The 13938-nt window shown below is 37.0% G+C and carries 14 protein-coding genes; 1 reads left to right on the top strand and 13 read right to left on the bottom strand.

All coding sequences use genetic code 11. The annotated features are described in order from the left end of the window. Positions 1-59: 59 nt before the first annotated feature. The 13 genes from LpgJCM5343_RS05295 to LpgJCM5343_RS05355 all read right to left on the bottom strand — a co-directional run bounded on the left by LpgJCM5343_RS05295 (position 60) and on the right by LpgJCM5343_RS05355 (position 13085). Positions 60-662, bottom strand: a complete 603-nt coding sequence (locus tag LpgJCM5343_RS05295) for a LysR substrate-binding domain-containing protein (RefSeq protein ID WP_101890760.1) — start codon at positions 660-662, stop codon at positions 60-62. A 59-nt stretch (positions 663-721) separates the two neighbouring features. Next, positions 722-1609 (bottom strand): aldose 1-epimerase family protein, encoded by an 888-nt coding sequence (locus tag LpgJCM5343_RS05300; RefSeq protein ID WP_020807000.1) that lies wholly within the window; start codon positions 1607-1609, stop codon positions 722-724. Positions 1610-1636: 27 nt separating this feature from the next. Continuing rightward, positions 1637-3031 (bottom strand): ATP-dependent protease ATPase subunit HslU, encoded by a 1395-nt coding sequence (gene hslU, locus LpgJCM5343_RS05305; RefSeq protein ID WP_077958869.1) that lies wholly within the window; start codon positions 3029-3031, stop codon positions 1637-1639. Between the two features lie 10 nt (positions 3032-3041). After that, entirely contained in the window at positions 3042-3566 is a 525-nt protein-coding gene (gene hslV / locus LpgJCM5343_RS05310) for an ATP-dependent protease subunit HslV (RefSeq protein WP_003647372.1), read from the bottom strand. A 3-nt stretch (positions 3567-3569) separates the two neighbouring features. Beyond that, positions 3570-4493, bottom strand: a complete 924-nt coding sequence (gene xerC, locus LpgJCM5343_RS05315; protein ID WP_003648737.1) for a tyrosine recombinase XerC — start codon at positions 4491-4493, stop codon at positions 3570-3572. A 2-nt stretch (positions 4494-4495) separates the two neighbouring features. After that, positions 4496-5812: a methylenetetrahydrofolate--tRNA-(uracil(54)-C(5))-methyltransferase (FADH(2)-oxidizing) TrmFO gene (gene trmFO, locus LpgJCM5343_RS05320; RefSeq protein WP_003648736.1), complete on the bottom strand. Its 1317-nt coding sequence runs from the start codon at positions 5810-5812 to the stop codon at positions 4496-4498. A 97-nt stretch (positions 5813-5909) separates the two neighbouring features. Continuing rightward, the gene (gene topA, locus LpgJCM5343_RS05325; protein ID WP_003648735.1) at positions 5910-7991 is read right to left on the bottom strand and encodes a type I DNA topoisomerase; all 2082 of its coding nucleotides are present in this window, start codon (positions 7989-7991) and stop codon (positions 5910-5912) included. Positions 7992-8056: 65 nt separating this feature from the next. Next, positions 8057-8902 carry a DNA-processing protein DprA gene (dprA, locus tag LpgJCM5343_RS05330; protein ID WP_101890761.1) on the bottom strand — a complete coding sequence of 282 codons (846 nt, stop codon included), beginning with the start codon at positions 8900-8902 and terminating at the stop codon, positions 8057-8059. A gap of 51 nt (positions 8903-8953) precedes the next feature. Continuing rightward, complete coding sequence (locus LpgJCM5343_RS05335; RefSeq protein ID WP_003648733.1) at positions 8954-9706, bottom strand: ribonuclease HII; 753 nt, start codon at positions 9704-9706, stop codon at positions 8954-8956. After that, complete coding sequence (gene ylqF, locus LpgJCM5343_RS05340) at positions 9703-10542, bottom strand: ribosome biogenesis GTPase YlqF (RefSeq protein ID WP_003648732.1); 840 nt, start codon at positions 10540-10542, stop codon at positions 9703-9705. The genes LpgJCM5343_RS05335 and ylqF overlap by 4 nt, the downstream gene beginning before the upstream one ends. 2 nt (positions 10543-10544) lie before the next feature. Next, entirely contained in the window at positions 10545-11993 is a 1449-nt protein-coding gene (locus LpgJCM5343_RS05345) for a S41 family peptidase (protein ID WP_101890762.1), read from the bottom strand. Between the two features lie 7 nt (positions 11994-12000). After that, the gene (locus LpgJCM5343_RS05350) at positions 12001-12228 is read right to left on the bottom strand and encodes a YozE family protein (RefSeq protein ID WP_003648730.1); all 228 of its coding nucleotides are present in this window, start codon (positions 12226-12228) and stop codon (positions 12001-12003) included. Beyond that, on the bottom strand, positions 12228-13085 hold the full coding sequence (locus LpgJCM5343_RS05355) for a DegV family protein (protein ID WP_101890763.1): 858 nt from the start codon (positions 13083-13085) through the stop codon (positions 12228-12230). Before LpgJCM5343_RS05355 ends, LpgJCM5343_RS05350 begins: the two co-directional genes overlap by 1 nt. A 141-nt stretch (positions 13086-13226) precedes the next feature. Here LpgJCM5343_RS05355 and trhA point away from each other — a divergent pair, with 141 nt between their 5' ends. Then, entirely contained in the window at positions 13227-13892 is a 666-nt protein-coding gene (gene trhA / locus LpgJCM5343_RS05360) for a PAQR family membrane homeostasis protein TrhA (RefSeq protein WP_003651163.1), read from the top strand. Positions 13893-13938 lie beyond the last annotated feature (46 nt).

Consider the following 13938-nt stretch of genomic DNA (forward strand, 5'->3'; position numbering starts at 1 on the left):
TTACACTGGACGTTTTAAAATACACCAATCAAGGCAATTCTTTACATAATTATTTTACTTTAATTAATACTTTCTTTCATTATCTTGCTAAATTCTGCTACTCTTGCATCATCTGGCTTAGCAAGTAAGACATACTTCTCACGCAATTGCTTACCATCCCTGAGCAAAAATAATTTCTGCACCTGATCATCATCTACGTGACTCGCAGTCATTTCATTCATTATTAAGTAACCTGACCCAGATTCAACCATCAAAATTGCTTCACCTAAAGTTTCAACTGCAATCAGATCGTTCTTTATTCTCAAAATGTCTTTTAGATAATGATACTCGCTCTTCTCATCTGCTACTGAAGCAACCATAATACACGGCACATTTTTCAACTCATCTAATTCAACAGTTTGCTGATACTTATTAAAATTACCTGCCTGAACTAAGGCAAGTAAGGCAATCTCACTTACTGAATAGCTTGCAAGCGCTTGATAAATGTCATTTCTAGAATTAACTAAGACTGCATCTACTTCACCATTTTGAATCTTAGCTTCAATCTCATCATAGCCAACTGGTTCTAAATCAATTTTTTCATTTTCATGTAAAGTCTGCCACTTAGATGACGCCTGTTCTAATTCATGTCTACCCAAATTCTTTAGATATCCGATTCTCATTTTTTCACCTATATACAAAATAAGACTTTGATCTCTCAACCAAAGTCTTAAATCTTTAATTACTTAGCCTTATCGTGGAAAGCCATTGTAAAACCATTCTCCCAAACTTCGTTTGGAGCAATGTGATTCATTCCACGCTTGTGCTCTAATTGACCATCACTATCTAAGGTGTCTGCAATACCCCACCATGGTTCAATACAAATGTAATTACCAGATTTAGGATATTGTGACCATAAACCAACAAATGGCGCATTTTCCATTTTAACGTTGATATGATAATCACTCTTATCAGTTCTAATAGAAATCTTATTAGGTTGCTTTAATTCAAAGACCCAAGCATCATCCTTAAATAATTCATCACTAATTTCAAACAGTGAATCTGTTGCAAGCAATGAACGATTATCCCAGTCAAGGTAAGGTGCCTTCAATGGAATCTTCACATGATCCATGGATGGGGCAAATTTGAAGTAATAATCATTCTTAGTCAAACCATTATCAGTTGGTAAATTAAAGCCAGGGTGGCCACCGATACCAAAGATCATTTCCTTAGTATCTGTATTAGTTACCGTAAAGTGTTCTGACAACAAGTTATTGACTAAGCTGTAAGTTACTCTTAACTCAAAATCAAATGGATACATTTTTTTAGTATCTTCATTAGAAGTCAGAAGAAAAACAATGTGCTTATCGTCTTGTTCTTCAACAGTAAACTTCGAATCTCTTGCAAAACCATGTTGTCCCATATGATAAGTCTTACCATCATAAGTATATTGATCGTCCTTTAAGCGACCAACTACAGGGAACAAAACTGGCGCATGACGACCCCAAATTTTAGGATCAGCTTGCCAAATATATTCTCGACCACTGTTTACATCTTTAACGCTTTGGATTTCAGCACCCTGATCAGAAAGCGTTACTGTTAAAAAATTATTTTTTAATTGATAATCCATAATTTAACTTCTCTTTATCTACTAAAATTACAAAATAAATTTTGTTAAGTCCTTATTGATAATTATATCACTCAATTTTTGGTCAACATACTTCTGAGTAATAGTAATTTCTCCCATATTCATATCTGGACCCTCGTAAAGGACATCTTCAAGCAACTTTTCTAAGATAGTTGCTAAACGACGAGCACCAATATTATCAGTACCTTGATTTACTTCAAAGGCGATTTGAGCAATACGGTCAATTGCTTCTTGAGTGAAGACTAGCTTAATACCGTCAGCTTTAAGAAGTGCAATATATTGCTTCAAAAGTGAGTTTTGAGGATCCTTCAAGATCTTAACAAAATCTTCTTGAGTTAAGGCGTTTAACTCAACCCGAATTGGAAAACGACCTTGCAATTCTGGAATTAAATCGCTTGGCTTACTTTCAGCAAAGGCACCAGCTGCAATAAAGAGAATGTGGTCAGTTGAAACAGGTCCATACTTAGTTGAAACAGTTGATCCTTCAACAATTGGCAAGATATCTCTTTGGACACCTTCACGAGAAACTTCACCAGAAGTCTTCTTGTTGCCAGCGGTAATCTTATCAATTTCATCGATAAAAATAATTCCATTTTGCTGGGTTCGTTCAATTGCGCGTTGGTAGAGAGAATCGTAATTAATTAACTTCTTAGATTCTTCTTGGATTAAAACTTCACGTGCATCCGATACCTTCAAGGTACGCTTAACAGTCTTCTTAGGCATTAAATTTCCCATCAAGCTCGACATATCAATTCCCATTTGGCCCATCATATCGCCCATTGGATTAACCTTAGGTGCTTGTTCAACTTCAATTGTTACTTCACGATTTTCAAGTAAGCCCTTATTAAGTTGATCAGCCACGCTAAGACGTTCATTTCGAATATCGTCAGTTACTTCTTCATTATCTTGAGCTTGGTTCATGTTGAAGTTGCCAGAAAGCATCTGCATCATTTGCTGCATTGAATTTTCACGGTTTTCACGCTTAATGCCTGGAACGATTAACTTAACTAAGCGGTTATTTGCCTTCTTAGTTGCTTGTACTTTAACACGGTCGAATTGTTCTTTTTCTTCCATGCGAACGGCTTCTTCAACTAAGTCACGCACCATTGATTCAACATCGCGTCCAACGTAACCTACTTCAGTAAACTTAGTCGCTTCAACTTTTACAAAAGGTGCGTCAACAATTTTAGCTAAACGACGTGCAATTTCAGTTTTACCAACACCAGTAGGACCAGCCATTAACATATTCTTTGGGGTAATATCTTGTTGCATCTGCTTAGGTAGCTGCAAACGACGGTAGCGATTATATAAAGCTACAGCAACAGATTTTTTAGCTTCGTTTTGGCCAATAATATATTTATCAAGTAATTCTACAATTTGTTTTGGAGTTTTTTCTTCAGTCAAAATATTTCACCTAGATTTCATCAGTAGTAATGTGGTCATCAGTAAAGACATCAATTCCAGAAGCAATCTTAACTGCTTCTTTGGCAATTTCACTCGCACTCATCCCACTACTATGGCGAGTCATCGCAATTGCTGCTGCTTGTGCAAAATTACCGCCTGAACCAATAGCTACCACATCTTCATCTGGTTCAAGAACTTCACCATTACCAGAAATCAATAATAAATCTTTGTCATTAAAGGCAATTACCATCGCTTGCAATTTAGCTAAAGTTGGATCTTTTCTCCAGCTTTGTGCCATTTCTACAGCTGCTCTACGTAAATCGCCTGAGTATGTTTCAAGCTTTCCTTCAAGCATATCTTGCAAGCTAACAGCATCAGCTACACCACCGGCAAAGCCAATTACTACTTGATCGTGGTAAATTCTTCTGATCTTTTTAGCAGTTGCCTTAGCGATTACCTTTTCACCTAAAGTAACTTGACCATCACCTGCGATGGCTGTTTGATTGTTGTATCTAACAGAACAAATTGTTGTCATATATTATGCCTCGTCTTTCTTATCTTTTCTTGGGAAAAATTTTTGATAATCTGCTTGTAAATGCTTCATCGTAACATGAGTATAAATTTGCGTCGTAGATAAAGATTCATGTCCCAACAATTCCTGGACACTTCTCAGGTCCGCTCCATTATTGAGCATTTCGGTTGCAAAAGAGTGTCTAAGCATGTGGGGATGAACCTTGCCGCCAACTCCAGCTTTAATGAACACTTGCTGCATAATGTATTCAATCCCGCGTCCAGTTAGCTTCTGTCCGCGATTATTCAAAAATACATAGCCTAAATCTTCATTTTGACCAAGAAGAGCTGGGCGAACGTCATCACGATATTCCTTTAAAGCATCAAGTGCATCTTTTCCAAAAGGAACATAGCGATCTTTATTACCCTTCCCATGAACTAAGATAATTTTTAAATCAAAATCAATCTGATCTAGCTTCAAAGATGCCATCTCACTTAGCCGCATCCCAGTCGCATAAAAAAGCTCAAACATGGCGCGATTTCTCACTACCAATCTGTCATGCCCCACAAGACTATCAAAGACTTGGCGCATCTCTTTTTCGTAGAAAAACTGTGGTAGTTTCTTTTCGCCCAATCTTAAGCTAATTGTCTGCATGGGATCATTTTCTAACACTTCTCGCTTAACGAGAAAGCGATAAAAAGATCTCAAACTCGACATCTTACGCGCTTGAGTTGTTCTAGACCTATTCTGTGTAGCTAAATTTTGTAAGAAAATTTCAACATCGCGACTTTTAACTTTATCCCAGCCGCTAAAGCCACCATTTTCTTTAAAAAATTGCTTTGCTTCATCTAGATCATTTAAGTAAGAGCTTACAGTATTTTTACTATAATTACGTTCATAGTTCAAGTAATCTTGGAATTGTTTGATTAACTTATCATTTTCTTTAGACATTATTAATCAAGCTTCTTTTCTTCCTTAAAGGCTTCAAGATCTTTCAATGCTCGCTTAGAAATTTCCAGGTGTCTTTCCTGCTTATTTCTAACCTTATAATCTAGTTTTGGTAATAATGCATAAGATGCATTCATTGGCTGGAAGTGCTTAGCACTAGTAGTTGTGATGTAATGAGCCATCGATCCTAAAGCTGTTGACTTAGGAAATACTAATGTTTCTTCGCCTATGGCTTCTCTTGCTGCATTAATTCCAGCAACTAACCCAGAGCCTGCACTTTCTACATAACCTTCTACCCCAGTCATTTGTCCCGCAAAAAATAGACCAGCTTGTTTTCTAGCTTCATAATTTGCATTTAAAACTTCAGGACTAGCAATGTAAGTGTTGCGGTGCATTTTACCATAACGGACGAATTTTGCATTTTCAAGACCTGGAATCATTGAAAAGACTCTCTTTTGTTCGCCATATTTTAAATGAGTTTGGAAACCAACAATGTTATACATCGTGCTTGCCGCATTATCTTGACGTAGTTGCACAACTGCATATGGAGTCTTTCCTGTCTTAGGATCTTCTAAACCAACAGGCTTAAGTGGCCCAAAGAGCATTGTTTTTTCTCCTCTTTTTGCCATAACTTCAATTGGCATGCAGCCTTCAAAGACATTTTTATCTTCAAAGCCATGCAAAGTAGCAGTTTCTGCACTAACTAAGTTTTTATAGAAATTATAGAATTCTTCCTTAGTCATTGGACAGTTCAAGTAAGCTGCTTCACCTTTGTCATAGCGAGATTTCTTATAAACAATGTCACGATCAATTGAGCTTGCAGCTACAATAGGCGCAGCCGCATCAAAGAAATGAAGTGAATCAGTACCACAAAATTCCTTAATCTGTTCTGCCAATGTATCTGAAGTGAGTGGTCCAGTCGCAATAATGGTTATCCCATCTTTTGGGATCTTAGTAATCTCTTCTTCATGAACGCGCACATTCGGCAAGTCCTTTAGAGTTTTTGTAACCACTGAACTAAACTTATCCCGATCAACTGCTAAAGCTCCGCCCGCAGGCACAGCTGTTTCATCAGCAGCCTTCATAATTAAAGAATCAAGCTGACGCATTTCCTCTTTTAACAAACCAACGGCGTTTGAAAGTTGGTTTGATCTCATTGAATTAGTACATACTAATTCGGCAAAATTTGCAGTTTCATGAGCAGGTGTGTTTTTCTTTGGTCGCATTTCATATAAATCTACTTCAATGCCACGCTTAGCCAATTGCCATGCAGCTTCACTTCCTGCAAGGCCTCCGCCAATTACGGTTACATTTTTTACCATGCAATCTTTCCTTTCTGCTCGACTCTTTCAAGTCTATATAAAAATGATATCATTAAACCGCTTTCGTTTTAATGATATCATTGATTTTTATAATAATTTAATTTTCTTCTGGTTCTTCACGATAATCGCCGTTTGGACAAAGAATAACTAGTCCCTTCTTGTTCTTCTTTTGAACTAAGAAATGACCATCATTTGGACAATTACGACCAATTGGTTGATCCCAAGATACAAAATCACAATCTGGATAACGAGAGCAACCATAGAACTTGCGATTACGTTTAGACTTCTTTTCAATAACTTCTCCCTTACCGCACTTAGGACAAGTTACACCAACCTTTTTAACAATTGGCTTAGTATTACGGCAATCCGGAAAGCGTGAGCAAGCATAAAACTTACCATAACGTCCCATCTTAATTACCATCGGTGCACCACAAATGTCGCAATTAAAGCCAGCTGGTTCATCCTTAATTTGAACTTTTTCAATTTGTTGATCAGCCTTGTCTAATTCTTTAGAAAATGGCTTGTAGTATTCATCTACTACTTTAATCCAGTTCTTTTTGCCTACTTCAACGCCATCAAGATCATCTTCTAGTTGAGCAGTAAAGTCAACGTTAACTATATCTGGGAAAAATTCTTCGATTAGTTTATCAACAATTTCACCTAGTTCAGTAGGCACAATTGATCTTCCCTCAAGTTTTACGTAATAACGCTTTTGAATCGTATCAATTGTTGGTGCATAAGTTGATGGACGACCAACGCCATTTTCTTCAAGAGCTCTAACTAAACTAGCTTCAGTGTATCTTGCAGGTGGCTGGGTAAAGTGCTGACGGTCATCAGTTTTCTTAAGCTTAACCTTATCGCCTTCGTTTAACTCAGGCAATTCATTATTCTTTTCCTTTTGGTTATCGTAAACCTTAGTAAAGCCAGCAAACTTAAGTTTTGATCCAGTTGTTCTAAAGGTAACATCATTTTGTTCAATATCTGCTCTTACAGTGTCGTAAACAGCTGGTGTCATTTGACTAGCAATAAATCTTGACCAAATTAAAGTGTAGAGGCGATATTCTTCAGTTGTTAGATATTCTTTAACTGAAGCTGGTGTTCTAAAAGCTGAAGTTGGGCGAATTGCTTCATGGGCGTCCTGAGCATCAGCATCGTTTTTAAAGTGTTGCGGCTTGATTGCTGCATAATTTGCACCATATTCTTCATGGATAAATTTTGAAGCTTCATGCTTAGCAACATTAGCAATACGCTTAGAATCAGTACGCATATAAGTGATTAAACCAACTGATCCCTTACCAAGGTTGACCCCTTCATAAAGAGATTGAGCAATTCTCATTGTTCGACGAGTACGATATCCTAAACGCTTGTTGGCTTCTTGCTGCATAGTTGAAGTAGTAAAAGGAGCAGCAGGCTGACGTCTTCTTTCTTTCTTAACTACTTTGGTAACTTCAAAGTTCTTACGTTTATCAATCTGTTTTAAGATATCCTGAACTGCTTCATTATTTGGTAAGTCTTGCTTTTTACCCTTAATGCCATAAAAGGCACCCTTGAATTTTTCCTTACCCTTTTCAAAATCAGCATCAATTGTCCAGTATTCTTCTGGCTTAAAGTTCTTAATCTCGTTTTCACGGTCAATTACTAACTTCAAGGCAATTGATTGAACACGTCCAGCAGACAAGCCCTTCTTAACTTTTTGCCACAAGATAGGGCTGATTGAATAACCAACCAAGCGGTCAAGAACACGCCGTGCTTGTTGAGCATCGACAATATCCATATCAATGGTTCTAGGATTCTTAAAGGCATTTTTAACCGCATCTTTAGTAATTTCGTTAAAAGCAACGCGGTTGTGCTCTTTAGGATCTAAGTTTAAAGCATGAGCTACGTGCCAAGCAATAGCTTCTCCTTCACGATCGGGGTCAGAAGCAAGATAAACATACTTCGCTTTTTTAGCTTCGCTCTTTAATTCTTTAATCGTATCGCCTTTTCCGCGAATGGAAATATACTTTGGTTCATAGTCGTGTTCGACGTCAACTCCCATTTGGGACTTAGGCAAATCGCGAATATGACCTTTTGAGGCGATAACATGATAATTTCTACCTAAATATTTTTCAATTGTCTTAGCCTTATGTGGAGACTCGACAATAACTAAATTCTTTTTATATTTTCGTTTAGTAGGCATAAAATGCCCCTTCCTTGCACAATTTCTACCAAATTCTAAAATACCAAAAATTTCACTCTTGTCAACTAAAGCAAGTTTCTAAAATCAGCATTAACTAGTGGATATGCACCAGCAGCAATTAGCTCGTTAGGCCCCTCCGATAAGGGACTTGAGACTGGTCCAGGAACCGCAAAAATATTGCGATTTTCTTCTAAAGCAATATTTGCAGTAATTAAAGAACCAGATCTTTTTCTAGCTTCAGTGACAATTATATTTTTACTTAAACCCGCAAGAATGCGATTACGTTCAGGAAAGCGATAAGGACGCGGGGGTGTGTCTGGTAAATATTCACTAATTAATAAACCCTTAGCCACAATTTCTTCTTGCAATTCCTTATTTTCTTGCGGATAAAAATGATTCAATCCATTTCCAACTATGGCAATTGTTTTACCATTATTTTTCAAGGTTTCCTGATGAGCAATCCCATCAACTCCGCGAGCCAAACCACTAGCAATTACAAAATCTTGCTCTATTAGCTGCGGAATTAACTGTTTTAAAACAAACCGGCTGTAATTTGTGGGTTGTCTTGCGCCAACTATAGTCGTAATTTCTTTTTTAAGCAAGGATAAATCTCCTCTAGTAAAAAGAATCGTCGGTGCATTGTACATCTCGCGGAGTCCTTCTGGATAGATTGAATCAAAGATAGTGACAACATCACACTGCAATTTAATTCTTTCAATCCAAGAATTAAATTTATCATTTCTCATCGCAGCTAAAACAAGATTTTGGATATTTGATTTTAATGATAAACTCTCTATTTTGTCAACTGTTACTTCTTCGCCAGCCGTAAAATTTTCAGCGATTTTACCCAAAGTTGTAGTACCGACACCATGTTGCAATTTTAATCTTAAGCAAAATTCTTTTAAATTCATAAAATAAAACCTCCACTATCAAGTACGCAAAAGTGAAGGTTTATTTTTTATTTATTTTTCGTATTCGCTAACTGGTGCAAAAGATCGACGATGAATTGGCGTTGGACCATACTTTTTCAAGGCTTCCATGTGCTCACGTGTACCATACCCTGCATTGTGCTTAAAATCATACTCTGGATAAACTTCGCCATAGGCATCCATTAAATTGTCACGGAAAACTTTAGCCACAATACTAGCAGCAGCAATTGAATTAGACTTAGCATCCCCGTGAATCAATTTGATTTGTGGAATATTCAGTGGTACATTCATCGCATCGACTAACAAGGCAGCTGGCTTTACTTTTAAGCCTTGAACAGCATGCGCCATTGCCAGGCGATCAGCTTCATAGATGTTAATCCGATCAATTACATCATTATTAGCTAAGCCAACGCTAACGCTGACTGCTTTGGCCAGAATTTGAGGAAAAAGCGCCTTTCTCTTTTTAGGGGATAGTTTCTTTGAATCGTTAACGTCAATCAAATCAAAATTATGGGGCAAAATAACAGCAGCTGTAACTACAGGCCCGGCTAGTGGTCCTCTTCCTACTTCGTCAACTCCAGCAACAAGTTGATTTTTTTGCCAAAATTCTTTCTCATAAGAAAAACGATTTTGAAACTGAGCAAGTGCTTGCGCACGTTTAAGCTGTCTTTTTTCGTAACTAACTAAGAGCTTTTGCACGCCTTTTCTTTCGTCAGCACGTAATTCTTCTAATTGTTCGCTGCTTACTTCTCCTTGAAGCAAGTTTTTTATTTCAGTAATGGTCATCTAAGATCAAACGTAATCCTTCCCAATTTTCCTTTACGTAAACGTTGAAGCATAAAGAGTGAAAACTTGTCATAATCATCCCGCATGCCATATTTATTAGTCATAGCTAGTAATAAATCCGGATTAGACATATTTTCAAGCTCCTCACTAGTTGCTTGGGCAAATTTGGCAAGATCCTTTTGATAGTTTTGCTTCAAAAATTCAATTACAAATAAGGCGACGTCATCAGGATGAAAAACATCGGCCTTAATTGCACCACAAGCTGCTAACTTATAGCCTACCTCTTGATCAGAAAATTTAGGCCATAAAATTCCTGGTGTATCTAGAATTTGAACATTCGTCTTGGTCTTTAACCAACTTTGACCACGAGTTACACCAGGCTTGTCTCCTACAATTGCCGCATTTCTTCCAACCATCCGGTTAATAATCGTCGATTTGCCGCAATTTGGAATTCCAGCAATCGCTACGCGGATCATCGGATTAGAAGCACCCTTTGCAATCAACTTCTCTGTCTTTTTCTTACCAGCTAATTTAATAATCTTAAACAAACTCGTCATATTAGTATTATGCTGAGCATCCATTGAGATGACGAAATTGCCCTCATCTTGGAAATAACGAGTCCATTTTTTAGTCTGAATTGGGTCAGCTAAATCTGACTTATTCAAGATAATAATATGAGGTTTCTTCTTGGTTAATTGTCCAATCATGGGATTACGAGAAGAAACTGGAAGACGCGCATCTAAAACTTCAATTAAGACGTCAATCAAGTCTAAATTGTCTTCAAGTTGATTTTTAGCCTTATTCATGTGTCCTGGATACCATTGAATAGTTGCCATTTTTAGTCCTCCATATCCCTTAGATTTAAGCTCAATGCTTTCTTTAAAGCAGGATTATTATCTTGTAATTTTTGAGCAACTGCTAGATAAAGCTGAGCTTGTACTTGCCCATTTACTATACCATCTGTTGTCAAGTCATGTTCTTTTTGAAATTTAATTACAGCATTCTTGGTTTCATCATCAAAAACGCCAGTAACATGCTTGGGTAAATAGCCTAAGGCAGTTAAATATTGCTGCAAGGTAGCCACATCAACACCAGTCATGGACTTCTTCAAGATGCTCATACTTTGGAATTGCGGCAATTTTGCTAAAGGTGATTCAGAAACTGGATAAGTTGGCTTAAGCCCCTTTTGATTAATCCAAGTTCCATTTGGCGTCAACCATTTAGCAACTGTATATTTATACTCTGAATCCTCAGTTTGTCCCACTTGCTGAACAGTTCCTTTACCATAGCTCGTTTGACCAACTGAAACCCCGCAATGATTTTGCACTAAAGCAGCTGTAAAGATTTCACTTGCACTAGCCGTATTTCCATTAATTAAAATAATTGGCTTGAGTGAAGTATGAAAGCCTCCTGAAAGCTTCTTATCAGAGCGAATTACTTCTTTTTCCTTGCGGTCCTTGTATTGCATAATAATCTTCTTGTTTGGCAAGAAATAAGATGCAGATTTCAGAGCAGCATTCATTTCACCACCTGGATTATCCTGCAAATCAATAATTAACTTAGGATATTTTTTAGTATTGATTGACTTTAAGGCACTCTTCAAATCCTTAGCAGTATTCACGTCAAACTGCGTAATTGTAATAATGGTCGCATTACCTTCTGTACGTTTAGTTAAGCTAGACTGCGAAATTTTAGCGCGCTTTAAAGTAACATTAAAGGTTGAATTAGCACGCTTGAGTTTGAGTGTTACTTTGGTGCCAACTTTTCCTCTAACTAAGGAAGCGACTTTAGTGAACTGAGCCGCGCTGACTTTTTTATTATCAACGGCAAGAATTTCATCGCCAGGCTTAATAGTACTCTTTGAAGCTGGAGAATTAGCAACAATAGAGTCCACAACAACTTTATTGTTGCGTACTGCCATCTGAATACCAACTCCGCCAAAAGTTGAGCCTTCTAAGATGTTATTAACTTGTTCTTGATTCGCGCCACTTAATCCTTCTGAAAAAGGATCATTAAGACTATCAAGCATCCCGTTAATTGCCCCTTGGCGCAATGTTTGCGATGAAACTTTTTTATAATATGAACCTTGTAATTGCTCATACACTTTTTCAACTTGATAAAAAGGCGACTTTAATTCCTTAACTTCCATAATTCCAAAGGTCAAACCTGCACCAATCGCTGCACCAGCTATACCAGTTAACAAAAATTGGGCATATTTGGGAAGATGTTTCTTTTTATTTTTTGTAGTCTTCTTTTGATGAGAATTATTGGGTTCTACTTCTGCCATATTAGCCTCAGTTCATATTGTCTAAATATAATTGATATGCCTTGTCAAAAACACTCATGCTTGGCAAATAGCCAGCGTTTAACTCTAAGTAGTCTGATAACTTTTCATAGTCTTCTTCTTGTTTTGGAAAAGAACTATCGTGTTGAGCATTATTAGCAAATTGAGCAATATCGTCTACCGATCCTGGATTTCTTTGCGTCATTAAAAAGCGATAAAAGCTTTCACGATAAGCCATTAATACTCCTCCATTGTATAGAATACTGCATATGCTCCGCTACCTGCGTGAGTGGAAATAATCGGACTAGTTACTCGAGTTAAAACCTTGATATCAGGATTAATTTCTTTAATCTTTTCAGTCCAAACTTTCATATCTTCGGGAGTATCAACATAAGAAATTGCTACTTCTTTAATTTCCTGCTTGTGTTCTTCGATATCTTTTAAAACGCGTTTATCGCAATTTTTAGAAAATTTCTTACCGCGTCCTTTTTTAGCGACTTCAAGATGACCACCTGGCATGTGCAATTCAATTCGGATATTCAATAAGGTAGCAATCTTACCCGCAAGCGGTCCAAGACGACCTCCTTTAATTAAATTATTGAGGTTTACAACCATCATATAGAGTTTTTGATGTTCTTTAAGTCGCTCAACGTGGGCGACAATTTCTTCAAGACTCTTACCTTCTTTGGCATCTTTAGCTGCAGCTAGTACTTGGTATGCTTCTGCTCGATCAGTTAAGTCAGAATCAATTAAAGTTACTTCTTTGCTCTTACCAATCAAATCCGCAGCTTGTCTAGCAGCCTCAATTGTTCCACTTAAAGAGCGAGCAAGAAAAATACCTACAACTTGACTGCCATCATCAGTTAAATCTTTAAATACTTTTTCAAAAACTCCAATTGATGGTTGACTGGTTTTAGGCAATTCTTTTGATGCATCCATCTTTTTCACAAATTCTTCGCGGCTAATGTCGACGCCATCGGTGTAAGTCTGACCATCAATGGTAATGGTTAACGGAACCACAGTAATGTCATATTTATCAATTTCTTCAGGAGTTAATTGAACTGAGGAATCAGTTACTACTTTAATCTTAGCCATGCTAGCTCCTATCCCCTATTCTTCTTTAATTACTATTCTATGTTAGAATTTATTAAGTACAACCTCAAGTATATCAAAAATACAAAAATGAGTTAAAATTTATTAAATAGATTATAAAAGTATATAAGGCGGAATCAATGAATGTCTTTTAAACAATTGTGGCAAGAGCCAAAAAATCGCTCAAAAACATACAACATTTTAAATAATATTTTTAGTGCTATTACTCATGGGATTGGCTTTTGCCTAGCAGTAGCTGGATTAGTAATTTTAATTGTAAAAGCTGCCCACACAGGAAGTGCAGTAAGAGTAACTGCCTTTACTCTCTATGGTTCAAGCTTGATTATTCTCTATCTCTTTTCAACACTCTACCACAGTTTGATTTTTACTAGAGCTAGAAGGGTTTTCCAGATATTTGATCACTCCTCAATTTTTATTTTAATTACTGGAACTTATACACCCTATACTCTCGTTGCAATTGGCGGAGCTAAAGGCTGGGTAATGTTTAGCATTATCTTAGCTCTAGCAATCTTTGGCATCTTGTTTTATATTTTCAATCAAGGAAAACACGTTGTCTTAGATACGATTTTATACGTATTAATGGGATGGATTGTTATTATTGCTTCTAGCACCCTTTATCCAGTTCTTGGACCAACTGGTTTTTGGCTTCTAGTTTGGGGCGGAATTGCTTATACTGTTGGTGCTATTTTATTTTCAATGCGCGGAGTTCCTTATATACATGTGATTTGGCACATGTTTGTTTTACTCGGATCAATCTTGATGTATTTTTCAATTTTATTTTACGTTTAAAAAAGGCAAGTAGTGATTTTTCACTGCTCGCCTTTTTGCTAGCTAT

This window comes from Lactobacillus paragasseri (assembly GCF_003584685.1).
Lineage (GTDB): Bacteria > Bacillota > Bacilli > Lactobacillales > Lactobacillaceae > Lactobacillus > Lactobacillus paragasseri.

What these genes read in the sequence shown, in the direction of transcription:
- LpgJCM5343_RS05295 (WP_101890760.1), bottom strand. Translation starts at nt 662, where the DNA reads ATGAGAATCGGATATCTAAAGAATTTGGGTAGACATGAATTAGAACAG.
- LpgJCM5343_RS05300 (WP_020807000.1), bottom strand. Translation starts at nt 1,609, where the DNA reads ATGGATTATCAATTAAAAAATAATTTTTTAACAGTAACGCTTTCTGAT.
- hslV (WP_003647372.1), bottom strand. Translation starts at nt 3,566, where the DNA reads ATGACAACAATTTGTTCTGTTAGATACAACAATCAAACAGCCATCGCA.
- xerC (WP_003648737.1), bottom strand. Translation starts at nt 4,493, where the DNA reads ATGTCTAAAGAAAATGATAAGTTAATCAAACAATTCCAAGATTACTTG.
- trmFO (WP_003648736.1), bottom strand. Translation starts at nt 5,812, where the DNA reads ATGGTAAAAAATGTAACCGTAATTGGCGGAGGCCTTGCAGGAAGTGAA.
- topA (WP_003648735.1), bottom strand. Translation starts at nt 7,991, where the DNA reads ATGCCTACTAAACGAAAATATAAAAAGAATTTAGTTATTGTCGAGTCT.
- dprA (WP_101890761.1), bottom strand. Translation starts at nt 8,902, where the DNA reads ATGAATTTAAAAGAATTTTGCTTAAGATTAAAATTGCAACATGGTGTC.
- LpgJCM5343_RS05335 (WP_003648733.1), bottom strand. Translation starts at nt 9,706, where the DNA reads ATGACCATTACTGAAATAAAAAACTTGCTTCAAGGAGAAGTAAGCAGC.
- ylqF (WP_003648732.1), bottom strand. Translation starts at nt 10,542, where the DNA reads ATGGCAACTATTCAATGGTATCCAGGACACATGAATAAGGCTAAAAAT.
- LpgJCM5343_RS05345 (WP_101890762.1), bottom strand. Translation starts at nt 11,993, where the DNA reads ATGGCAGAAGTAGAACCCAATAATTCTCATCAAAAGAAGACTACAAAA.
- LpgJCM5343_RS05350 (WP_003648730.1), bottom strand. Translation starts at nt 12,228, where the DNA reads ATGGCTTATCGTGAAAGCTTTTATCGCTTTTTAATGACGCAAAGAAAT.
- LpgJCM5343_RS05355 (WP_101890763.1), bottom strand. Translation starts at nt 13,085, where the DNA reads ATGGCTAAGATTAAAGTAGTAACTGATTCCTCAGTTCAATTAACTCCT.
- trhA (WP_003651163.1), top strand. Translation starts at nt 13,227, where the DNA reads ATGTCTTTTAAACAATTGTGGCAAGAGCCAAAAAATCGCTCAAAAACA.